Annotated in this window: 23 protein-coding genes; 20 read left to right on the top strand and 3 right to left on the bottom strand. The window is 62.7% G+C overall.

Going from position 1 to position 21,144, the window contains the following annotated elements:
* Positions 1-68 precede the first annotated feature (68 nt).
* The 11 genes from uppS (at position 69) to gloA (ending at position 11,343) form a co-directional block, all read left to right on the top strand.
* Positions 69-749: a polyprenyl diphosphate synthase gene (gene uppS / locus CFR79_RS05245; protein ID WP_243705376.1), complete on the top strand. Its 681-nt coding sequence runs from the start codon at positions 69-71 to the stop codon at positions 747-749.
* Positions 712-1,581 carry a phosphatidate cytidylyltransferase gene (locus tag CFR79_RS05240; protein ID WP_181417361.1) on the top strand — a complete coding sequence of 290 codons (870 nt, stop codon included), beginning with the start codon at positions 712-714 and terminating at the stop codon, positions 1,579-1,581. Before uppS ends, CFR79_RS05240 begins: the two co-directional genes overlap by 38 nt.
* 56 nt (positions 1,582-1,637) lie before the next feature.
* Positions 1,638-2,795 carry a 1-deoxy-D-xylulose-5-phosphate reductoisomerase gene (gene dxr / locus CFR79_RS05235; RefSeq protein ID WP_110547145.1) on the top strand — a complete coding sequence of 386 codons (1,158 nt, stop codon included), beginning with the start codon at positions 1,638-1,640 and terminating at the stop codon, positions 2,793-2,795.
* A 48-nt stretch (positions 2,796-2,843) separates the two neighbouring features.
* The gene (rseP, locus tag CFR79_RS05230; RefSeq protein WP_110547144.1) at positions 2,844-3,953 is read left to right on the top strand and encodes an RIP metalloprotease RseP; all 1,110 of its coding nucleotides are present in this window, start codon (positions 2,844-2,846) and stop codon (positions 3,951-3,953) included.
* Positions 3,954-4,145: 192 nt separating this feature from the next.
* A complete protein-coding gene (gene bamA / locus CFR79_RS05225) occupies positions 4,146-6,560 on the top strand; it encodes an outer membrane protein assembly factor BamA (protein ID WP_102324828.1) in 2,415 nt (804 codons plus the stop codon).
* A gap of 7 nt (positions 6,561-6,567) precedes the next feature.
* Positions 6,568-7,425, top strand: coding sequence for an OmpH family outer membrane protein (locus CFR79_RS05220; protein WP_102324829.1), 858 nt, complete (start codon positions 6,568-6,570; stop codon positions 7,423-7,425).
* A 10-nt stretch (positions 7,426-7,435) separates the two neighbouring features.
* Positions 7,436-8,518 carry a UDP-3-O-(3-hydroxymyristoyl)glucosamine N-acyltransferase gene (lpxD, locus tag CFR79_RS05215; protein ID WP_110547143.1) on the top strand — a complete coding sequence of 361 codons (1,083 nt, stop codon included), beginning with the start codon at positions 7,436-7,438 and terminating at the stop codon, positions 8,516-8,518.
* A gap of 94 nt (positions 8,519-8,612) precedes the next feature.
* Positions 8,613-9,098: a 3-hydroxyacyl-ACP dehydratase FabZ gene (gene fabZ / locus CFR79_RS05210; protein ID WP_102324827.1), complete on the top strand. Its 486-nt coding sequence runs from the start codon at positions 8,613-8,615 to the stop codon at positions 9,096-9,098.
* 130 nt (positions 9,099-9,228) lie between these two features.
* Positions 9,229-10,080, top strand: a complete 852-nt coding sequence (lpxA, locus tag CFR79_RS05205; protein ID WP_102324586.1) for an acyl-ACP--UDP-N-acetylglucosamine O-acyltransferase — start codon at positions 9,229-9,231, stop codon at positions 10,078-10,080.
* Positions 10,070-10,939: an LpxI family protein gene (locus CFR79_RS05200; protein ID WP_110547142.1), complete on the top strand. Its 870-nt coding sequence runs from the start codon at positions 10,070-10,072 to the stop codon at positions 10,937-10,939. The genes lpxA and CFR79_RS05200 overlap by 11 nt, the downstream gene beginning before the upstream one ends.
* A 14-nt stretch (positions 10,940-10,953) precedes the next feature.
* Positions 10,954-11,343, top strand: a complete 390-nt coding sequence (gene gloA / locus CFR79_RS05195) for a lactoylglutathione lyase (protein ID WP_102324584.1) — start codon at positions 10,954-10,956, stop codon at positions 11,341-11,343.
* 23 nt (positions 11,344-11,366) lie between these two features.
* Here the strand turns inward: gloA and CFR79_RS05190 are convergent, their stop codons facing one another.
* The gene (locus CFR79_RS05190) at positions 11,367-11,594 is read right to left on the bottom strand and encodes a hypothetical protein (protein WP_110547141.1); all 228 of its coding nucleotides are present in this window, start codon (positions 11,592-11,594) and stop codon (positions 11,367-11,369) included.
* Between the two features lie 154 nt (positions 11,595-11,748).
* On the opposite strand from CFR79_RS05190, the gene rpmH reads away from it, so the two are divergent.
* The 9 genes from rpmH to CFR79_RS05145 all read left to right on the top strand — a co-directional run bounded on the left by rpmH (position 11,749) and on the right by CFR79_RS05145 (position 18,817).
* The gene (gene rpmH, locus CFR79_RS05185; RefSeq protein ID WP_007399178.1) at positions 11,749-11,883 is read left to right on the top strand and encodes a 50S ribosomal protein L34; all 135 of its coding nucleotides are present in this window, start codon (positions 11,749-11,751) and stop codon (positions 11,881-11,883) included.
* 75 nt (positions 11,884-11,958) lie between these two features.
* A complete protein-coding gene (gene rnpA / locus CFR79_RS05180; protein ID WP_102324583.1) occupies positions 11,959-12,309 on the top strand; it encodes a ribonuclease P protein component in 351 nt (116 codons plus the stop codon).
* On the top strand, positions 12,306-12,602 hold the full coding sequence (gene yidD, locus CFR79_RS05175; RefSeq protein ID WP_110547140.1) for a membrane protein insertion efficiency factor YidD: 297 nt from the start codon (positions 12,306-12,308) through the stop codon (positions 12,600-12,602). Before rnpA ends, yidD begins: the two co-directional genes overlap by 4 nt.
* Positions 12,602-14,353: a membrane protein insertase YidC gene (gene yidC, locus CFR79_RS05170; protein WP_110547139.1), complete on the top strand. Its 1,752-nt coding sequence runs from the start codon at positions 12,602-12,604 to the stop codon at positions 14,351-14,353. Before yidD ends, yidC begins: the two co-directional genes overlap by 1 nt.
* Positions 14,354-14,367: 14 nt before the next feature.
* Positions 14,368-15,045, top strand: a complete 678-nt coding sequence (gene yihA / locus CFR79_RS05165; RefSeq protein ID WP_110547138.1) for a ribosome biogenesis GTP-binding protein YihA/YsxC — start codon at positions 14,368-14,370, stop codon at positions 15,043-15,045.
* A 69-nt stretch (positions 15,046-15,114) separates the two neighbouring features.
* Positions 15,115-16,020, top strand: coding sequence for an acetylglutamate kinase (gene argB / locus CFR79_RS05160; protein WP_102324579.1), 906 nt, complete (start codon positions 15,115-15,117; stop codon positions 16,018-16,020).
* Positions 16,021-16,152: 132 nt separating this feature from the next.
* A complete protein-coding gene (gene dapD / locus CFR79_RS05155) occupies positions 16,153-17,001 on the top strand; it encodes a 2,3,4,5-tetrahydropyridine-2,6-dicarboxylate N-succinyltransferase (protein ID WP_110547137.1) in 849 nt (282 codons plus the stop codon).
* 20 nt (positions 17,002-17,021) lie between these two features.
* Positions 17,022-18,176, top strand: a complete 1,155-nt coding sequence (gene dapE, locus CFR79_RS05150; RefSeq protein ID WP_110547160.1) for a succinyl-diaminopimelate desuccinylase — start codon at positions 17,022-17,024, stop codon at positions 18,174-18,176.
* Complete coding sequence (locus tag CFR79_RS05145; protein WP_174234072.1) at positions 18,176-18,817, top strand: hypothetical protein; 642 nt, start codon at positions 18,176-18,178, stop codon at positions 18,815-18,817. The genes dapE and CFR79_RS05145 overlap by 1 nt, the downstream gene beginning before the upstream one ends.
* Before the next feature lie 534 nt (positions 18,818-19,351).
* Here CFR79_RS05145 and truA read toward each other — a convergent pair.
* Entirely contained in the window at positions 19,352-20,173 is an 822-nt protein-coding gene (gene truA, locus CFR79_RS05140; RefSeq protein WP_110547136.1) for a tRNA pseudouridine(38-40) synthase TruA, read from the bottom strand.
* Entirely contained in the window at positions 20,166-21,101 is a 936-nt protein-coding gene (fmt, locus tag CFR79_RS05135; RefSeq protein ID WP_110547135.1) for a methionyl-tRNA formyltransferase, read from the bottom strand. The genes truA and fmt overlap by 8 nt, the downstream gene beginning before the upstream one ends.
* Positions 21,102-21,144: the final 43 nt, after the last annotated feature.

Here is a 21,144-nt window from a genome sequence, read left to right as displayed (position 1 = left end):
AGCTCTTGTCCGGGTCAGATCATCGTACGGCAGCCCCTGTGTGCCTGCCGGAGCATGTTGCCATCATCATGGATGGCAACGGGCGCTGGGCGAACATGCGGGGCCTGCCGCTGCTTGCGGGCCACCGCGCGGGCGGGGAAGCCGTGCAGCGCACGGTGCGCGCCGCCATCAGGCGGGGTGTGAAATGGGTCACGCTTTACGCCTTTTCATCGGAAAACTGGCGGCGCACGCCCGGTGAGGTCGCGGACCTGACGGGTCTGCTGCGTTATTACCTGCGGCACAAGGTGGCCGAACTGTCGCGCGAAGGCGTGCGGCTGCGGGTCATCGGCGATCTGTCGCGCTTTCCCGACGATGTCCAGAACGAAGCCCGGCTGGCTGAAAAGGTCACGGCGGGCAACGACACGCTGGTGCTGGTGCTGGCCCTGTCCTATGGCGGGCGGGCCGACATCGTGCAGGCTGCCGCCCGGATGGCGCAGGCGGTCGCACGCGGGGAGCTTGAAGCCAGTGCGATAGACGAGACGGTTTTTGCAACCGCCCTGCAGACGGCAGGCATGCCGGACCCGGATATGGTTGTACGGACCAGCGGGGAATGTCGCCTGTCCAACTTCCTGCTGTGGCAGTCGGCCTATGCCGAACTGGTTTTTCTCGAAACGCCCTGGCCGGATTTTGACGAAACGCATTTCGATACCGTGCTGGATATCTACTCACGGCGTGAAAGGCGATTCGGTGCCCGGCCAGTCTGCAAATAATGGTGCGTCCCCGACCGGGACTGCGTCGAAGAAATCCACCAACTGGAAAGACCTCCGCGCCCGCGTGATCTCGGCTGCCGTGCTGGTGCCGTTCGCGGGGCTGTGCGTGTGGGCGGGCGGACTGGTCTATGGCGGCCTGATCGTGCTGGCCATGGCGGGCATGGCGGTCGAATGGGCGCGGATGTTCGGCTATGGTCTGGACACGCGGCGCGGCCAGCTCAGTCTGGCATGGGCGGTGTGTATCGGAATTGCCGCGATCGCAGGGCACTGGGGCGGTGCGCTGCTGGTCATGCTGTCGGCCCTTGTGCTGGGTCCGGCGCTGGGGGCGGGGCAGATTGCCATTGGCTGTGCGGGGCTGTCCCTTCTGTGGCTGCGTTACATGAGCGAACCGGGGGCGGGTGTTGTCCTGTTCCTTGTCGCCTGCGTGGCGCTGAGCGACACGGGCGCGTACATGGCCGGGCGTATTTTTGGTGGCCCCAAGCTGGCCCCGCGCATCTCGCCCGCCAAGACATGGTCGGGGTCGGCTGGTGGCCTGCTCAGCGCCGTGCTGGGGGGCATGCTGATCGCGGGCCTCATGCCCGGTGCGCTGCCGGGTGCGGTATGGCGCGGTGCGGTATTCGGCGCGCTTGTCGCCATTGCGGCCCAGACCGGCGACCTTGCGGAAAGCGCGCTCAAGCGTGCGCGTGGCGTGAAGGATTCGGGCACGATCCTGCCGGGTCATGGCGGGCTGCTGGATCGTTTTGACGGCCTGCTGGTTGCGGCCCCCATGGCGGCCCTGCTGTCTTTGGGGGCAGTCGGTCGGGCGGCTTTCTGGTATGTGGGGCAGCGCTGAAGGCGCGGCCATGCCTGCGGGGCGGGCCATGAAAAGTTTTAGGGAATGACGCGATAATGAAGACAGTTTCCGTTCTGGGCAGTACGGGCAGCATCGGCTGTTCCACCGTTGACCTGCTGCTTCAGGCGCCGGGGCAGTTCCGTACCGGCGCGCTGGTGGGGGGGCGGAATGTCGCCCGTCTGGCCGAGCAGGCGCGGGCATTGGGCGCGCAGCGCGCGGTCATTGCGGACGAGAAGCTGCTGCCTGAACTGGAAACCCTGCTTGCGGGCAGTGGCGTTGAAACAGCCGGTGGCCGTGAAGCGGTAATCGAAGCGGCAGCCCTGCCGGTGGACTGGACCATGGCGGCCATTACCGGGGCGACCGGGCTGGAACCGACCCTTGCGGCGGTGCGCAACGGCCGGTCCGTGGCGCTGGCGAACAAGGAAGCGTTGGTCTGCGCGGGTGATGTCATGCTCCGCGCCGTAGCGGATGCGGGTGCGACCCTGCTGCCCGTCGATTCCGAACATAACGCCGTATTCCAGTCCATGGCTGACAAGCAGGCGGATGAAGTCGAACAGATCATCCTGACCGCATCGGGCGGTCCCTTCCGCCGTGCCAGTCTGGAGGAAATGGAAAAGGCCCCGCTTGAAGCCGCACTCAAGCATCCCACATGGACGATGGGCGCCAAGATCACCATTGATTCCGCCACCATGTTCAACAAGGGACTGGAACTGATCGAGGCCGCGCGCCTGTTCAACGTGACGGAAGACAGGCTGGGCGTGGTCGTGCATCCGCAGTCCGTGGTGCATGGCATGGTGCAGTATACCGATGGTTCCATCGTGGCGCAGCTTGGCTCGGCGGACATGCGTATCCCCATCGCCCACACGCTGGCATGGCCGCAACGCATGCCCACCAATTCGCCGCGTCTGGATCTGGCGACGCTGGCCCGCCTTGATTTCGAAGCCCCGGATGAAGTCCGCTTCCCCGCATTGCGCCTTGCGCGCGAATCCCTGCGGACCGGGGGGGCAATGCCCGCCATCCTGTCCGGGGCCAATGAAATTGCGGTTGAAGCCTTCCTGAAGCGCGAAATCGGTTTTCTGGATATTGCACGCATTGTCGAGGATGTGATGCAATCAATCGGCGCACAGCGGGCCGATACGCTGGAAGAAGTACTGCACTGGGATAGCGAAGCCCGTCGTGTAGCGCGCCTTCGCACGATTGCCCGCGCCGCCTGATGTGATTCTGGATGGTCTTTCGGGCCGTCGGGAGATAGCGTAGCGATCATGCATGATCTGATCCGGACTGTTCTGGCCTTCTCCCTCGTCCTGGGGGTTCTGGTTTTCATTCACGAACTTGGTCACTACCTCGCCGCCCGCTGGCGGGGGGTGCATGTCGAGGTCTTCTCGATCGGGTTTGGCCGTCCGCTCCTGCGCTGGCATGACAGCGTGGGCACGGAATGGCGGCTGTGTCCCGTGCCTCTGGGCGGCTACGTCCGCCCCCATGGATTCGAGGGACCGGAAGACGCGACCGAAGAGCAGAAAGCCGCATGGCAGCCGGGTCGCACGTTTCATGACAAGCCGGTCCTGTCGCGTGCCATCGTGATCGTGGCGGGGCCTGTCTTCAATTTCATCCTCGCCATCGTCCTGTTTACCGGGCTGTTCGCCATGTCCGGTCAGCCGCATATCCTCAATCAGGTCGCGCAGGTGCTGCCGGGCAGTCCGGCCGCGACCGCGGGGGTGGAAAAGGGCGATGTCATCGTGCGTGTCGGCACCCATGCCGTGCATGACGTGACCGACCTGCAATCCTTCGTCGGTGGCCAGCCCGATGTCGATACGACGCTTACGGTCCATCGGGGGGATGCAGACCAGACGCTGCCGGTTCATATCGGCAGCGTGGGGGATAAGGGGGAAGCCCGTCACGGGCAGATCGGCGTGTCTTTCGCAGCCGAGATCGGCAGGCCGCAGTCCCTGCCCATGGCCTTCGTCTCCGCCGTGAAGGAGACATGGCATGTCTCTGTCCAGACGCTGGACGGCCTGTGGCAGATGATTACGGGCCAGCACAGCACCAAGGATCTAGGTGGTCCGCTGCGTATCGCCCAGATGTCGGGGCAGGTCGCGCAGTACGGATTTTCCAGCCTTGTCTCGTTCATGGCGCTGCTGTCGATCAACCTCGGGCTGATCAACCTGTTTCCCGTGCCGATTCTCGATGGGGGACGGCTGGTATTTTATATCTGCGAGGCCATACTGGGGCGGCCGGTTTCACGCCGTGTGCAGGAAATCAGTTTTCAGGCCGGTTTCGCACTTATTGCCGGGCTGTTCCTGTTCTCAACATTTAACGATCTGTCACATTTCGGGCTGTTTCAGTGGCTCGCCTCACGTGCCGGACAGGGCTAAGGTACGCTGAGTGATACAAGTGCTTGCACATTGTGACGGATATCGGATAGGTCCGCCACGAAAGCTGATACATGACAGGAAGGGAGCCGGCCCTCCATCCGGTCTTAATGCATGGCTGATCCGCATGCCGAGTGGTGAGGAATAGCGATTTTGTCGAGTAAACGTTCAGCGCTGCTTGCGTCTGTCTGCGTTGTGCCGCTGTTCGGGACGGCCAGTGCATACGCACAGGAAGAAGCGGCACAGAACACACCATTCGGTGGGGAAATGGCGCCGGGCGATGCGGAGCAGCAGGGGCCACAGGTCGAAGCGATCAAGCCGCCGCCGCTGGAAGACCCGATCGAGGCGGTGGACATCAAGGGCAACAGCCGGATCGAGACCAGCACCATCCTGTCCTACATGGTTGTCCAGCCCGGCGACCGTTTCAATCAGGATCTGCTCGACCGTTCGCTCAAGACCCTGTACGCCACTGGCCTGTTCCATGATGTAACCCTCAAGCGCGTGGGTAACGTGCTTGAGGTGCATGTGGTCGAGAACCCGATCGTCAACCGTATCGTGTTCGAGGGAAACCACGCGGCCAAGGACGATGACCTGACCAAGGTCATCTCGCTGCGTCCGCGCGCGGTCTATTCGCCCCAGGGCATTTCGGCCGACCGGAAGAAGATCCTGGGCGTCTATGCGGAAAAGGCGCGTTACGCCGCGACGGTTACGCCGCAGATCATTCGCCTTGCGCATAACCGCGTGGACGTGATCTTTCATATCAATGAAGCGCAGAAGACGCTGATCAAGAAGGTCACCTTCGTCGGCAACCACGCTTTCAGCAGCGCGGCGCTGGCCGGTGTCGTCTCCTCCAAGGAGACGGCGTGGTACCGCTTCTTTGCCTCAAGCGATCAGTACAGCCCCGAGCGTATCAAATACGATGCGGAACTGCTGCACCGCTTTTACCTGAAGAACGGCTTCGTCGATTTCCAGATCAAGAACGCCACGGGCGAACTGTCGCCGGACCGCAAGTCCTTCTACATCACCTATACGATGGAAGAAGGCCCGCGTTACCGCCTGAACAAGATGGATGTCCGTTCATCCCTGCGGCACGTAACCGCGGAGTCCATGCGCAAATACATCTCGCTGTTCCATAATCAGTGGTACGATGGCAGCGCGATCCAGCACAACGCGACCGACATGCAGGAAATGCTGCAGGGCAAGGGCTATCCCTTCGCCATGGTCCACCCGGAAATCGCCCGTAACCCGGAAAAGCATACGGTCAACCTGCTGTTTGACATCAGCGAAGGCCCCCGGATGTATGTCGAGCGCATCGACATCAACGGCAACACGATCACCGAGGACAAGGTGATCCGTCGCCAGTTGCCGATGGCCGAAGGCGACCCGTACACCCCGCTTGACCGCAAATACTCCAAGATGATCCTTGAAGATCTCGGCTTCTTCAAGACCGTCTCGATCGACCAGACCCCCGGTTCTGCGCCAGACAAGGTCAACATCTCGGCCGATGTGGTGGAGAAGCCAACGGGTGAGTTCTCGCTCGGTGGCGGGTATTCGACCGATGCGGGCGTGCTGGGTAACCTTGGCCTCAAGCAGCACAACCTGCTGGGCACAGGTATCGATGCGGGCTTCACCGGCACGGCGGCGTATTACGAGGAACAGGCCGACATCTCGCTGACGGACCCGTATTTCCTGAACCGCAACCTTGTGGCGGGCATCGACCTGTTCGGTATCCAGAACCGCTACATGACCTACCAGAGCTATTCCGAAGCGCGTATCGGCATGACCCTGCGTATGGGTTATTCCTATAACAACCACCTGTCGCAGTCGTGGAGCTATACGCTTACCGATCGTGATATCGGCGATACGTGGTCGGATTCGTCATATTACGTGCAGGACCAGAACGGCTGGTCGCTGCTGTCGCAGCTCAGCACCACGCTGACCTACGATACACGTGACCGCAGGCAGCAGCCGCATAAGGGCTTCGTGATCCGCGTGGGCGGTGACTTCGCCGGTATCGGTGGCAATGAGCGCTACCTGCGTGGCAAGGTGGATGCCGCCTACTATATTCCGCTGGACAGCATCATGGGCAATCATGAATGGACGGTCAGTTTCCGTGGTGGCGCGGGCGACATCATGAACTGGGGCGGCGGTCGCAGCGATATCATCGATAACTTCTATCTGGGCGGTAACTCACTGCGTGGGTTCATGGATGGTGGTGTCGGGCCGCGAAGCTACGCCATCCCGGCGCGTGACGGTAACCCCATGCATTCACAGCAGGACTTCCTTGGTGGCCGGTTCATGTATACTGCGTCCGCCCAGGTGGACTTTCCCATTCCCTTTGCATCGGCCATGGGGATAAAAGGACGTTATTTCGTGGATATGGGTGGACTGGACGGGCTGCGCGTCCGCCGCCGCTATACATCCATGAAGGACTGGCCCAAATATACGCCGGTCTATGACGATACGCTTACGCCCGTGGTATCCACCGGTGTAGGTGTGGCGTGGAAAAGTCCGTTCGGTCTTGTGAACATCGATCTGGGTGTGCCGCTGCATAAAGGCACGAACGACAGGACCCAGTTGCTCCGCTTTGGTTTCGGCCAACAATTCTGAGGTGATAATGTTGCGTAAATCCGGCATCCGTCTGCTTGCCGCAACCGCTCTGCTCGGGTGGGGATATCAGGCCATTTCGGGCGCGCATGCCCAGGCCGCCAACGGGAATGCGGGCTGGTTCGTGCCCAAGACGGCCCAGCCCGCAGCCCATGCCCCCCAGCATGAAGCGGCGCCGTCCCCGGTTCAGTTGCCAGCCTCCGCCGCCGATAGCGAGGAAGCGCAGTCGCAGAATCCGCCCATCCTGCCGCAGCCGCCCGTGCCCAAGGCGCCGGATGTCGCCAAGAGCGCCCCGCCGCCAGCACCCATTATCGGCGTGATCAGCGTGCCCGAAGTCATGCGTCTGTCCTCTGCCGCGCAGCAGGCGGAGCGCGTTCTGGGCGCACGGCGTGATGACCTTGCCCGCGATGCGCAGAAGGAACAGGCTGGCTGGCGTGACGAGCAGCAGAAGCTGCAGGGTCAGGCGCGGACCATGTCGTCCACCCAGATCCAGGCAAGCGAGCGCCAGTTGCAGGAACGCGTTCTGGCGGCGCAGAAGGACTTCCGCAATCGCAACCGCGTGATTCAGGAAGCGGCACAGGTTTCGCTGGGTCAGATCGAGCGTGAACTGATCCAGATCATCCGGCAGGTCGCGGCCAGCCATGGCATGAACCTTGTGCTGCACCGTGAACAGGTGGCCCTGAGTCAGGAAAGCCTTGATATCACGCAGCAGGTTGCAAGCCAGCTCAATGGCGTGCTGCCCACCGTGTTCATCCCGGCTGCCGATGTCGATCCTGAAGTGCTGGCGAAGTCCGGCACCATGCCCACCACGGCGGATGCCGACAAGCCGGCTTCGGTCCCGACGCCCGCTGCCCCGGCAAAGCATTAAGGTCTGTTGCATGACCGTAATGCCGGATAACGTGCCGGGCGATCCGCGTTTTTTCATAACGCAGGGTCCCTTCGGGCTGGATGAACTGGCGCAGTGCAGCGGGGCTGAACTGCGCATGGCGGCGGATGGGGCCGGCGCCAGTCGTTTCACTGGTATCGCCCCCCTTCAGTCCGCCACGCGCGATCAGGTCAGCTTTCTCGATAACAGGCGCTATCTGCCCCTGCTGGAAGGCACACAGGCCGGGGCGGTGATCGTTGCCCCTGCCTTTGCCGACAAGGTGCCTGCCCATGCCGCCGTTCTGGTATCAAAGGCACCGTACCAGGCATGGGCCCGTGTCGCGTCCCGGTTCTACCCGCTTCCCCCGGTCAAGCCCGGAGTCCATCCGACAGCCGTAATCGGTGCGGGGTGCGAAATTGATCCGACAGCGGCCATCGGGCCGTTTACGGTGCTGGGTGAGCGGGTTCGTATTGGCGCGGGCGCGGATATCGGGTCGCATGTCAGCATCGGGGCGGGGGTGGAAATCGGTGCGCGCTGCCGTATTGGCGCGCATGTCGCCATTTCGCATGCGCTGCTGGGTGAACGCGTGACGCTGCTGCCTGGCGCACGGATTGGGCAGGACGGGTTTGGCTTCGCCGTAACGGCGGAAGGCTTCGAAACCGTGCCCCAGCTTGGTCGCGTCATACTGGAGGACGGGGTGGAGATCGGCGCCAATTCCACGGTCGATCGCGGCTCCATCCGCGATACCGTGATCGGCGCTGGCTCACGCCTCGACAATCTGGTGCAGATTGGCCATAATGCGCGGCTGGGACGGTGCTGTATCGTGGTGTCCCAGGCCGGTATTTCCGGTTCGACCGAACTGGGTGATTTCGTGACGGTTGCGGCGCAGGCCGGGCTGATCGGACATATCAAGATCGGTACCAAGGCCCGGATCGGCGCCCAGTGTGGCGTCATGTCCGATGTGGAGGCCGGAGCCGACGTGATCGGCAGTCCGGCCATGCCTTTTCGGGAGTTTTTCCGGAACGTGGCCTTTCTGCGCAGGATGGCCAGAAAAACGACGCAGGATGGAGGCGGCGAAAAGGCCACAAAGGCCTGATTGTCTGCCGCTGTCAGATATTCAACCGGCAGGAAGCCACTGTTTTCCCTCTGGTGGCAGGGTTCCTTCCTGACCGAACAAGTGGTTGGACGACGTGGATAAAGAAGTAGAGGCACAGCCCGCGGACGCAACACCTGCGACGCTGGAATCGATCGACATCATGCGGATAATGGAGGCGATCCCCCATCGCTATCCGTTCCTGCTGATCGACCGCATGGTTGATATCGTGATGGGGCAGTCGGCTGTCGGCATCAAGAATGTCACGGTTAACGAGCCGCATTTCCAGGGGCATTTCCCGGCGCGTCCCGTGATGCCCGGTGTCCTGATCATCGAGGCGATGGCCCAGACCGCCGCGACCCTCGTGGTGCTGACGCTGGGTGCCGCGTTTGAAGGCAAGCTGGTTTACTTCATGACGATCGATGGCGCGAAATTCCGCCGCCCCGTCGGCCCGGGCGACCAGCTTCGCATTCACGTCGAGAAAGAACGCAGCCGCGCCAATGTGTGGAAGTTCAAGGGTGTGGCGCGCGTCGATGGCGTATCCGTTGCCGAGGCGACGTTCAGCGCCATGATCATGGGGTAATTCCGCAGGAAACGGACGTACTGGCTTCCCCCCCGCGCGGGCGGGCCGGACGTCGCCCTGTGGGTTGTGCCCACAGGGACTTGCGGGAAGGGAGGCTATTCTGGCTGAAAGTTCACCTAACGGTGCCCAAATGGATGACCGACGTGGCAAGGCGCCTGAGATTCATCCGTCCTCTATTGTTTCCAGCCGTGCCCGGATTGGCACTGGCGTACGTATCGGCCCGTGGTGTTCGGTCGGTCCCGATGTCGTAATCGGGGATAACGTCGAACTTGTCTCCCATGTGGTGATCGATGGCCATACCACGCTGGGCGAGGGGGTTGTCTGCTACCCGTTCACGACCGTGGGCATGGCCCCGCAGGACCTGAAATATCGGGGTGAGCCAACGTCGTGCATCATCGGCGCGCGTACCACCATTCGTGAAAATGTAACGATCCATCGCGGCACGGCGACCGGCACGGGCATTACCCGCGTGGGGGCCGACTGTCTCATCATGGCCAATTCCCATGTGGCCCATGACTGTACGCTGGGGCGTGGCGTGATCATCGTGAACAACGTGGTCATGGGTGGCCATGTGACCATTGGCGACGATGCCCGGATCATGGGGGCCGCCGCCCTGCATCAGTTCGTGCGTATCGGCCATGCCGCCCTTGTCGGGGGCGTATGTGGTGTCGAGGCCGATGTGATCCCGTATGGCAGCGTGCTGGGCAATCGCGCCCGACTGGTGGGTCTGCACTGGATCTGGCTGCGCCGTAACGGCGTCCAGCCCGAGGAAGTGCGGCGCATGCGTCAGGCCTTCCGTGCCCTGTATCCCAAGGCCGCCCATGCCACCGGCGCGGTTTTTCAGGACCGGCTGGAGCATGTCAGGCAGAGCTATGCCGATGATGCGCGCGTGGTCGAGATCCTTGATTTCATCGCAGCCCCCAGCCATCGCGGCCTGGTACGTGTTCAGAGCGGGGACATGATCGAGAGCGATGGCGCCTGATATCGCCGCGTATCGGCGGGAGACGGCCTGCGTCGGCATTCTGGCCGGTGGTGGTCCCCTGCCGGGGCAGGTCGCCCAGGCGGTTGAGCAGGCAGGCGGCCGCGTCTTTATCGTCGGCTTTCAGGGCTTTGCCGATCCGGATGTGATCGGCCAGTGGCCACACCGCATGATCCGGCTTGCGGCCGCGGGGGAAATCCTGTCTGCGCTGCATGAACATGGCTGCCGTAACCTTGTGCTGATCGGGCCGGTGCGTCGGCCTTCCCTTATCAACCTGCGGCCTGATGCGACGGGCGCGCGCATTCTGGCGCGTATCGGCAAGGCCCTGTTTGCGGGCGATGACGGACTGCTGGGTGCCATCGTGCGCGTGCTGGGGGAGGAAGGCTTCACCATCCGGGGCGCGCATGAATATCTGTCCGGCTCCGTCGCGCGCCGTGGGGCGATGGGCGCAGTGACACCCGATGAAGCTGCCCGCGCCGATATCATGCTGGCCCGGAAAGTGATCCGGCGGCTGGGTGAACTGGATATCGGTCAGGGCTGCGTGGTGCAGGGCGGTCTCGTGCTGGCGGTGGAGGCACTGGAAGGCACGGATGGCATGCTCGAACGCGTGGCAGGTCTGCGGCAACCGGACCGCCCCGGTGGCGTTCTGGTCAAAATGGCCAAGCCGGGACAGGAACGCCGCGCTGACCTGCCCACAATAGGTCCGCGTACCCTTGCCGGTGTCATCGCGGCCGGATTGCGCGGTATCGCCATCGAGGCCGGGGCCACGCTGATTACCGATCCCGCCGCCTGCATCACCATGGCGAATGAAGCGGGGCTTTTCCTGACCGGTATCGGTGGCGGGGATGAAAAAATAACCTGAAGGGAGAACGTAAAATGGGAAGCTACCTGCATACGATGGTGCGCGTCCGCAACCTTGATGCAAGCCTTGCCTTTTACCGGCTGCTGGGCATGCACGAACTGCGGCGCAAGGACGTGCCGGAAGGGAAGTACACTCTCGTTTTCATTGGTTATGGCGATAATGCCGCCGGACAGGCTGAAATTGAACTGACCTATAACTGGGGTCAGGATGACGGTTACGATGTGGGCACCGGATTCGGTCATTTCGCCGTGGGCGTGCCCGATGTCGCGGCCCTTGTGGAAAAGGTGCGTGCCGGGGGTGGCAAGGTCACGCGTGAAGCCGGGCCGGTCAAGTTTGGCACGACCGTCATCGCGTTTGTGGAAGACCCGGACGGCTACAAGATCGAACTGATCGAAAAGAAATAGCCGTCTCCATCCCGCATTTCCCGTTACGGATGGCGCGATCCCAGCAGGCGGCGCATGGCGGCGAGTTCCGCCGTCGTGGCGTCGAGCGCGTCCAGAATGGCCTGTGCCGCCTTTCGTGTCCGTTCATCAGCACTCAGCGCCAGCGAATCCGCCTGCAGCATGGCCGGGGAAAGATGGCCCCGGATATCATGCAGGTGCTTGCGCAGCATTTCATTCAGGGCGGGTGCAGAGTCGCAGGCTGGGCTGGTCATGGAAAACATCCGGTTACGGGGGGGAAGGGGCGGTCAGCATTGACGTTGCCTGAAAGCGGCAGTATAAGGCGCCGCTCGGGCCTTCCGTATGATATGGGGCCTGCTGGAATTTATTCCGTAACCTGTCTGTCATTGTCAATCTGGGAGTGCCGTTGTGAAGCGCACGTATCAACCCTCGAAGCTGGTCCGCAAGCGTCGCCACGGCTTCCGTTCGCGTATGGAAACCGTTGGTGGCCGCAAGGTTGTTGCAAACCGTCGCAGCAAGGGCCGCAAGCGTCTTTCTGCCTGAGGCAGGTGACGTCTGCACGTTCCGGGCGCCTGTGCGTCCGGAACGCGAAATGTCTCTACAAAGGGGCGGCTGAAAGTGGCCGATAAGTCCACGCGTCTTAAAAAACGCGCCGAGTTCCTGCGGGTGGCGGCCAAAGGCCGCAAGGCACCCGTTCCGGGTCTGGTGCTGCAGGCGCTTGAACGCGGCGACACGGAAGCGGCCCGGTACGGTTTTACCGTTACCAAGAAAGTGGGTAATTCCGTTGTGCGCAACCGGGTCCGGCGACGCCTGCGGGAAGTCGTCCGGCTGCTGGATCGCGAACGTACGCTGCAAGGTGTCGATATCGTGGTTATCGGCCGGTCTGGCACGCGGGATCGGCGGTTTGATGCCCTTGTGGGCGATTACCGCAAGGCCCTGCGCAAGGCGGGGGTGAAGGAAGAATCGTGACTACGTCTTCCCTAAGCCCGCCTGCCCACATCCTGCGCGCGATCATTCGCGCATACCAACTGGTGATCCGGCCCATATGGGGCGCGCATTGCCGGTTTACCCCTTCATGCAGTCATTACGCACGTGACGCGATTGCCCGGCATGGGGCTGCGCGCGGTACGATGCTGGCCGTGTGGCGCATCCTGCGCTGCAACCCGTGGAACGCGGGCGGTCATGATCCGGTTCCCCATGGGGTCTGCGGATGTGGCATGCATGACTCCATGAAAAACAGTAAAAGTCTGGCGGGTCGCTGATGGATATCAAGCGTTTTATGGTGGCAACAGCACTGTCTGCCGTGGTGCTGGTCGGTTTCGAGTATTTCCTGCCACAGCAGAACCATAAGACGGTCGAGCAGCAGGCCCCCAATGCCACACCGGGCCTGCCGCCCGTCGCGGCTGGCGGCAATACGTCCGCCGCACCGCCGGTGGCTGACGCCAGCCAGCCCGATCCGCGCGTGGCGATCGACGCGGACCGCGTGCATGGTTCGCTCGACCTGCGTGGCGCACGCCTCGATGACCTCGTGCTCAAGAATTATCATGAGACCGTGAAAGCAGGCAGCCCGCTGGTCCGTGTGCTGGAGCCGCGCGATCAGGCGGAACCCAATCTGGTCGAGGTCGGCTGGGCCAATGTCAGTGGTGGCCATGTCAGCGTGCCTGATGCCAACACCGTCTGGACTGCCGACCACGATACGCTGACACAGGCCCAGCCAGTGACCCTGTCATGGGATAACGGTCAGGGACAGGTATTCCAGATCAATATCGCCATTGACCAGAATTACATGTTCGCGGTCACGCAGAAGGTGATCAACCATGGGGGGGAAGCCGTTTCCCTCTATCCCTTCTCGCGCGTGGAACGTGGCTACACCCCGGTCGAGACGGGTGGTTACCTTGTGCATGAAGGGCCGATTTCGGTCATTGATCACAAGCTGGACGAAAGCTCGTACAAGTCCCTGCGCAAGGGGGCCGTGCCGCCGGGTAACATCGCATGGACCAAGGCGGGGCAGGGCGGCTGGGCCGGCATTACCGACAAATACTGGCTGTCCGCCGTTATTCCGCAGCAGGATAGCGACGTGGCGGGCACCTATTCCTATCAGCCCACCGGCGGGGACAAGGGTGTCTATGACGTAGGCTTTACCGCGCGCACGCCACTGGTTGTGGCGGGTGGCGGGGAGGCGGTTTCCGCCAGCCATGTCTTTGCCGGTGCCAAGGAAGTGCCGCTGCTGGAAAAATATGAATCCAGCCTGCATATCCCCGATTTCTGGAAAGCGGTCGATTTTGGCTGGTTTGCGTTTCTGACGCGTCCGATCTTTACGGTGCTGGACTGGCTGAACACCATGCTGGGCAATTTCGGTCTTGCCCTTATGGCATTCACCCTGCTGGTCAAGGCGCTGTTCTTCCCGCTGGCGACCAAGCAGTTCCAGTCCATGGGCAAGATGCGTCAGCTTCAGCCCAAGATCAAAGCCCTGCGTGAGCGCTACAAGGACGACCAGATGGCGCTCAACCAGCAGATGATCGCCCTGTACAAGCAGGAAGGCGTGAACCCGGCCAGCGGCTGCCTGCCCATGCTGCTGCAGATCCCGGTTTTCTGGTGCCTGTATAAAGATCTGTACGTCACCATCGAAATGCGTCATGCGCCGTTCTTTGGCTGGATTCATGATCTGTCGGCATTTGACCCGACAAACCTGTTCACCCTGTTCGGCCTGATCCCGTGGGACCCCACCGTCATTTCGCCCATGCTCCAGCTTGGCCTGTGGCCGATTGCGTTCGGGCTGACGATGTTCATCCAGCAGCGGATCAATCCCGCCCCGGCGGCGGACCCCGCGCAGCAGAAGATGTTCCAGCTCATGCCGGTCATTTTCACCTTCTTCATGGCGCGTCAGCCTTCGGGACTGGTGATCTACTACTGCTGGAACAACCTGCTGACGATGGCGCAGCAGACGCTGATCCAGCGCCGCGTGAAGAACCGTTCTGACAGCAAGCCCAAACTCCCCGCCGGGAAGAAATAACCACAGGGATCGAGATGGTGGATTTTTCCTCCCCCCCGCTGACACCTGAAGAACTGGAACGCGACCGTGAAATCGGGCGCGTTCTGTTCGCCGGTGAGTTCAATTTTGTATTTGGCGCACAGAAGCTCGGCCAGCTGCCTGATCCGCTGCTGCCGGAAATCGCGTTTGCGGGCCGCTCCAACGTGGGCAAGTCCAGCCTGATCAACGCCCTGACCGGGCGTCGGGCGTTGGCGCGCGCCTCGTCCGAGCCGGGACGGACCAAGCAGCTCAATTTCTTTGAACTGGCCGACCGGCTTACGCTGGTCGACATGCCCGGTTACGGTTTTGCCAAGGCGGCGAAAGCGGTGAAGGAAGACTGGCAGGGCATGATGTTTTCCTACCTGCGCGGCAGGCCGACGCTGCGCCGTGTCGTGCTGCTGCTGGACAGCCGGGTGGAGGTCAAGGCCAGTGATCAGGAAATCATGAAGATGCTGGATCGCGCCGCCGTAACCTTTCAGGTGGTGCTGACCAAATGCGACGTGCCCAAACCCAATGCGCTGGCGGCCAAGCTGCGCGATGTGGGTGAAATCGTAAGGGCGCATGCCGCGGCTTTCCCCGATGTGCTGGCCACCAGCAGCGAAAGCGGGGAAGGGATCGAGATGCTGCGCGCGGAACTGGCCCGACTGGCCAATCCGGTGCAGGCCGCCAGATAGGGTCCATCCGCCCATGTTAACGGGCGGGGGCAGGGATATTCAGCAGTCAGGAGCGAAGGGACCGTTCGGATGACAGGAACAGAACCGGGCGACCGGGAAGCACAGGTACGGGCCGAGGTTCTGGCCAGGGCGCTGCCCTATCTGCGCCGCTATGCCGGTGACACGATCGTGGTGAAATATGGTGGCAGCGCGATGGTCGATACCTCGCTGTCCAGCGCGTTTGGCCATGACATCGCGCTGCTCAAGCAGGTCGGCATCAATCCCGTCGTGGTGCATGGTGGTGGTCCGCAGATCAGCGCCATGCTCAAGCGGCTGCAGATTGAATCGACCTTCATCGATGGACTGCGCGTAACCGATGCGGCCATGATCGACGTGATCGAAATGGTGCTGGGCGGCAAGGTGAACAAGCAGGTCGCCGGTCTCATCAACCGCGCGGGCGCGCTGGCCGTGGGTATTTCCGGGCTGGATGGTGGCCTGATTTCGGCCCGCAGGCTCCAGCGCCGCGCGCGCGTGGGCGGGGTGGAAACCGACCGCCTGCTTGATCTGGGTTTCGTGGGGGAACCTACCCGCATCGACCCGCGCGTGATCTATGCACTGTCCGGTTCGGGGCTGATCCCCGTTATCGCCCCCATCGGTGGCGGCGAGAATGGCGAGACGTATAACATCAATGCCGACACGGCTGCCGGTGCGATTGCAGGCGCGATCAATGCCAGCCGCCTGATCATGCTGACGGACGTGCCCGGCGTGCTTGATGGCGAAGGCAGGCTTATCCCGGAACTGACGGCGGAAGACGCGCGTAAGGGCATTGCCAGCGGCATGATTTCGGGTGGCATGATCCCCAAGGTCGAGACCTGCCTTGAAGCCGTGCGCGCGGGTGCGAAGGCGGCGGTCATTCTCGATGGCCGCGTGCAGCATTCCTGCCTGCTCGAACTGTTCACCGAAGCTGGCCCCGGAACCCTGATCCGCGGCGCATGACCGGGCGTGCGGGGTAATCCGGGGCGGTGCGTTGACATTGCCCCCGATCCTCCGCATGGTCCGCAGGCAAATTAACACAGGCCCCCGGCATGTCCCGCCGGGGAAACCAGCCCCAGACAGGATTTTGCAAATATGACCGATACATCCCTTCAGAGCCAGATCGAGGCCCTGTGGGAGCGTCGCGAGACGCTGTCCACCGCCACAACCGGGGCCGACCGCGACGCGGTGGAGGCCGCCCTGCTGGCGCTGGATTCCGGCAAGCTGCGCGTCGCCACGCCGGGCGCGGATGGCTGGACTGTCAATGAATGGCTGAAGAAGGCCGTGCTCCTGTCCTTCCGCCTGAATGACAACCGTCTGGTTGAAGGTGGCGGTGCGGGTGCGCCCAGCTATGACAAGGTGCCGCTGAAATTCGCAGGCTGGGATCAGGCGGCTTTCGCCGCGGCCGGTTTCCGTGCCGTGCCGGGTTCGATCGTGCGTCGTTCCGCCTTCATTGCCCCAGGCGTCGTGCTTATGCCCAGCTTCGTCAACGCCGGTGCGTATGTCGATAGCGGGACGATGGTCGATACCTGGGTTACGATCGGAAGCTGCGCGCAGATTGGCAAGAACTGCCACATCAGCGGCGGCGTCGGTATTGGTGGCGTGCTTGAGCCGCTGCAGGCCGCCCCGGTCATCATCGAGGACGGCTGCTTCATCGGTGCGCGTTCGGAAGTGGCCGAAGGCGTGGTGGTCGAACGCGGCAGCGTGCTGTCCATGGGCGTGTTCCTTGGCGCATCCACCAAGATCGTCGACCGCACCACGGGCGAAGTGTTCATGGGCCGCGTTCCGGCTTACTCGGTCGTCGTGCCCGGCACGTTGCCGCCGCGTCAGGCCACATCGGCTGATGGCAAGCCGCTGCCGTCGCTGGACTGCGCCGTGATCGTCAAGCGCGTGGACGAACGCACACGCTCCAAGACCTCGATCAACGACCTGCTGCGCGGCTGATCGCGATGGCGGATGACGGAATGGCCGGTATGGAACACGACCCCGGTGGTGTTGTCACCCTTGCGCGGGATCTGATCCGCTGTCCTTCCGTCACCCCTGATGATGGGTGTTGCATCAACACGCTGGCCGGTGTGCTGGAGCAGATCGGTTTCAGCGTGACCCTCCTCCCGTTCGGGGAGGGAGAGGCCCGCACGCCCAACCTGTTTGCCCGTCTGGGCACGGGCCATCCCCATCTGTGTTTTGCCGGGCATACCGATGTGGTGCCGGTAGGCAGCGCCCGGTGGCAGCATGATCCCTTCGGCGGGGAAATTCATGACGGCATCCTGTTCGGTCGGGGTGCATGCGACATGAAGGGGGGCATCGCCGCCTTTGTCGCAGCCGTACGGCTGTATCTGGACCAGACCCCGGATCAGCGTGGTTCCATCAGCCTGCTGATTACCGGAGACGAGGAAGGCCCCGCCACCAACGGTACCGTGCGCGTGCTGGAATGGATGGAAAAGCAGGGGCAGGTACCGGATTTCTGTCTTGTGGGCGAACCGACCAATCCCGCCGGGATGGGAGAGGTCATCAAGATCGGTCGCCGTGGCAGCCTGAATGCCCGCATTACCGTCAACGGCACGCAGGGCCATGTGGCCTACCCGCACCGCGCGGATAATCCCGTGCACCGCCTTCTGGCGCTGCTGGGGGAACTGACTGCGGCACCGCTGGATACGGGTAGCGAGTGGTTTGAACCCTCCAGCCTGCAGGTGACCAGCGTGGATGTGGGCAATACGGCCACAAATGTCATTCCGGCGCAGGCGCATGCCCGGCTGAACATCCGCTTTAACGACCTGCATACGGGTGCGGACCTGTCCGGCTGGCTGCGTACGGTTACGGCCCGGCATGCTCCCGGCGCCGGGGTCAGTATTTCCATCAGTGGGGAATCGTTCCTGACGCAGCCCGATGCGCCGGTCGAGGCCCTGCGTGCCGCAATCCGCGCCGAGACCGGTCAGGTACCCCGCCTTGATACGGGTGGCGGCACATCCGATGCGCGTTTTATCAGCCGTTACTGCCCCGTTGCGGAATTCGGGCTGGTGGGGGCGAGCATGCACAAGGTGGACGAGCATGTCAGTCTGGCTGACCTGAAGCAGTTGACGGCGATCTATGCCGGGTTTCTTGAAAAGGTAATGCACTAATGGCCGATCGCGGTTCCTCTCCCGACCCGACCGCATCCGGGTTAGGCGGTATCCTTAAGGGTATGCTGCTGCTGGGGCGTGGCCGTGCGGAAGGCATTGCCTATTTTGGCAATACGCGCGATTCCGTTCTGTCGGCCCTTGCCCCCCGTCTGGCGCTGTGGCTGGTGGGTGGTGGCCTGACCGTTGCCTACGCCCCGCAGCCGCTTAGTGGGGTCAAGGTGCTGTTCGCCCTGTGCCTGATCCTGATGCCCGCCGTGGTGACACATGCGCTGGCGCGGCACTGGAAACGCGAAGGGCTGTGGCTGCGCTACATCACGGCTGCATGGTGGACGGACTGGGTCACGCTGTTCGTGGGGCTTGTTGTTGCCCTGATCATGGCGCTGGCCTCGCCCAGACTGCTGGAAACCCAGACCGGTGAACTGGTCCTGAACGGGACGGAGTTCGTCTACAGTCTGTGGCTGACATGGTATGTTGCCCGCGTGGGCCTGCTGCTGCGGCGCGGGCAGGCGGTCCTGATGGTTCTGGCCATTCTGGGCAGCCTTGTCGCGCTGGGTGGCGTGACGGCGCTGTTTTCACCCGACCAGCGGGCGTGGCATGAATTCCTCTATCCCCTGCTCATGCAACAGGGCGGCGCGCACTGAACATGTGCCGCGATGGGGTGGCCCCGCGCGAAGTCCGAGGTCTCGTGTCGCTGCGTAAATCATGCCCGTTAAGGCACGTTCGGTCGGGCAGATAGACCGGAGAGATTGTTTGAAAAGAAATTCCTGATAAAAAACAGGAACAGTTTTCTGATGTCGCTTTTTTTCAAAAAGCTTCACCTGAAGCTTTCTTATGATCTCTGGACGGGCCGTTTCAAACAGCTTCTATGATGCGTCGGAAAGCGTGCTGAATACTTCCACGCGCAACATGTCCTGGGAGCAGGACGGAAACGAGCAGCCTGTTACAGTTCTGCTTCAGCCGGATCTGGCGCACGCAGTTGCCGGTAATCCGCCATCCTTTGGTCGAATGATGACAGACCTTATCCCATCAGAAACAGATCAGGACGATGCGTGTCGAATGCTTTCGGGCATTGGATGAAACACGAAACTCCGCACAGGCACCCGCTCAGAAGGCCACCAGTCAAGGCATGCTTCTGTCTGCTGTGTAACGGCAACGGCGGGAAAGGTCTGCCGGGCTTAGCGGATGAAGGGATCGTCTTCATAGCCCACCCCGGTCAGGCACAGGCCATCGGGTGGGGCCGTGGGGCCGGCGGCGCGGCGGTCACGGGCGGCGAGGGCCTGTTCGACACGTTCCACGTCCCACCGGCCTTCACCCACCAACTTCAGTGTCCCGGCCATGTTCCGTACCTGATGATGCAGGAAGGAGCGCGCATGGGTTTCGATTATGACGGCCTCTCCCTCGCGCCGGACCTCAAGCTGATCCAGCGTGCGGATGGGGCTTCTGGCCTGGCAGGCGGTGGCGCGGAATGATGTGAAATCATGGCGGCCCACCAGTACCCGGGCTGCCTGTTGCATGGCTTCAACATCCAGCGGTGACTTGACGTGCCAGACCCGTCCTTCATCCAGTGCCGGTCGGGCCGCGCGGTTGAGGATACGGTAGCGGTAGGAGCGCATCCGCGCCGAAAAACGGGCGTTCCACTGTGGCAGCACGGGGCGGGCCATCAGGACCACCACCGGATGGGGCTTCATGTAAAAATTCAGCCCGTCGCGCACCGTGGCGCTGGATAATGTCACATCGGCGGGGAAATCCAGATGCGCGACCTGACCGCTGGCATGCACGCCTGCATCAGTGCGGCCTGCGGTAATGCTGGGCACGGTACGGCCTGCGGTCAGCCTGTTGGCCGCTCCTTCCAGCAATCCCTGTATGGACAGCAGGGTTTCCGATGGCTGTCGCTGCCATCCCACGAAGCCCCGCCCGTCATATTCGATCAATACCGCCCACCGGCAGACCGAAGGGGGGGCTGCATCATCCGGGCGGGAAACAGGCGTATCAGGCATCGGACGGTTCCATGCCAAAGCGCGTCCCGCGGCGGATGGCCTGCCCACGCAGGAAGTCCGCGGCTTCCATCATGCCGCGTCCGGGGCGCTGCAGGCGGGTGATGCGCAGAGTCGTGCCCGAACCACAGGCAACAAGCAGGCTATCGTCAATGACCGTGCCGGGGACGGCCTGCGTCGTATCGGTTGTGATCGCCGTGGCCCCGATCTTGAATACCTGACCGTCCAGCGTGGTGAAGGTGCCGGGCCATGGGGTCAGGGCGCGGACCTGACGGTCGATATGGGACGCGGGGGCGGTCCAGTCTATGCGTCCGTCTTCCCGGCTCAGGCGCTGCACATAGGTAACGCCCGTATCGGGCTGCGGCGTACCTGCCTGGGGCATCTGGCGCAGGGTTTCGACAATCAGGCGCCCCCCCATTGCGGCCAGATCGTCATGCAGGCTGGTTGCGGTGGTGTGCGGGGTCAGGGCCACGCGGTCGCGCAGCAGCATGGCCCCGGTATCCAGTCCGGCATCCATCTGCATGATGGTCACGCCACTTTCGCTGTCACCCGCCAGGATCGCGGCCTGAATGGGGGCAGCCCCCCGCCAGCGTGGCAGCAGGCTGGCATGGATGTTCAGGCAGCCATGCCGGGGTGCGTCAAGCATGTCCTGCGGCAGGATCAGCCCGTATGCGGCGACAATCGCGGCATCCAGACGCAGGTCACGGAAATGGGCCAGTTCGTCCGTATTATTGCGCAGGCGCAGCGGCGTGCGTACCGCAATGCCCAGTTCTTCCGCCGCGCACTGCACGGGTGAGGGGCGCAGTTTCTTCCCCCGTCCCGCCGGGCGCGGGGGCTGGCTGTATACGGCTACGATTTCATGTCCGGCCTGATGCAGGGCGCGGAGCGCCGGCACCGCGAAGTCGGGCGTGCCCATGAAGGCCAGTCGCATGTCGTTTGGGTCCGTTCAGGCTGGCCGGAACCATGGGCGGCAG

The organism is Komagataeibacter saccharivorans, from assembly GCF_003207825.1.
Classification (GTDB): domain Bacteria; phylum Pseudomonadota; class Alphaproteobacteria; order Acetobacterales; family Acetobacteraceae; genus Komagataeibacter; species Komagataeibacter saccharivorans.
The sequence above is the reverse complement of the archived record's forward strand: the minus strand, read 5'-3'. Positions and strand labels throughout refer to the sequence as shown.

Coding starts and splice junctions, on each gene's coding strand:
- lpxA (WP_102324586.1), top strand. CDS start 9,229: ATGGATGACCGACGTGGCAAGGCGCCTGAGATTCATCCGTCCTCTATT.
- argB (WP_102324579.1), top strand. CDS start 15,115: ATGACAGGAACAGAACCGGGCGACCGGGAAGCACAGGTACGGGCCGAG.
- CFR79_RS05190 (WP_110547141.1), bottom strand. CDS start 11,594: ATGACCAGCCCAGCCTGCGACTCTGCACCCGCCCTGAATGAAATGCTG.
- yihA (WP_110547138.1), top strand. CDS start 14,368: ATGGTGGATTTTTCCTCCCCCCCGCTGACACCTGAAGAACTGGAACGC.
- uppS (WP_243705376.1), top strand. CDS start 69: ATGGATGGCAACGGGCGCTGGGCGAACATGCGGGGCCTGCCGCTGCTT.
- CFR79_RS05220 (WP_102324829.1), top strand. CDS start 6,568: ATGTTGCGTAAATCCGGCATCCGTCTGCTTGCCGCAACCGCTCTGCTC.
- rseP (WP_110547144.1), top strand. CDS start 2,844: ATGCATGATCTGATCCGGACTGTTCTGGCCTTCTCCCTCGTCCTGGGG.
- yidC (WP_110547139.1), top strand. CDS start 12,602: ATGGATATCAAGCGTTTTATGGTGGCAACAGCACTGTCTGCCGTGGTG.
- CFR79_RS05145 (WP_174234072.1), top strand. CDS start 18,176: ATGGCCGATCGCGGTTCCTCTCCCGACCCGACCGCATCCGGGTTAGGC.
- dapE (WP_110547160.1), top strand. CDS start 17,022: ATGGCCGGTATGGAACACGACCCCGGTGGTGTTGTCACCCTTGCGCGG.
- lpxD (WP_110547143.1), top strand. CDS start 7,436: ATGACCGTAATGCCGGATAACGTGCCGGGCGATCCGCGTTTTTTCATA.
- dxr (WP_110547145.1), top strand. CDS start 1,638: ATGAAGACAGTTTCCGTTCTGGGCAGTACGGGCAGCATCGGCTGTTCC.
- truA (WP_110547136.1), bottom strand. CDS start 20,173: ATGCCTGATACGCCTGTTTCCCGCCCGGATGATGCAGCCCCCCCTTCG.
- CFR79_RS05200 (WP_110547142.1), top strand. CDS start 10,070: ATGGCGCCTGATATCGCCGCGTATCGGCGGGAGACGGCCTGCGTCGGC.
- gloA (WP_102324584.1), top strand. CDS start 10,954: ATGGGAAGCTACCTGCATACGATGGTGCGCGTCCGCAACCTTGATGCA.
- fmt (WP_110547135.1), bottom strand. CDS start 21,101: ATGCGACTGGCCTTCATGGGCACGCCCGACTTCGCGGTGCCGGCGCTC.
- dapD (WP_110547137.1), top strand. CDS start 16,153: ATGACCGATACATCCCTTCAGAGCCAGATCGAGGCCCTGTGGGAGCGT.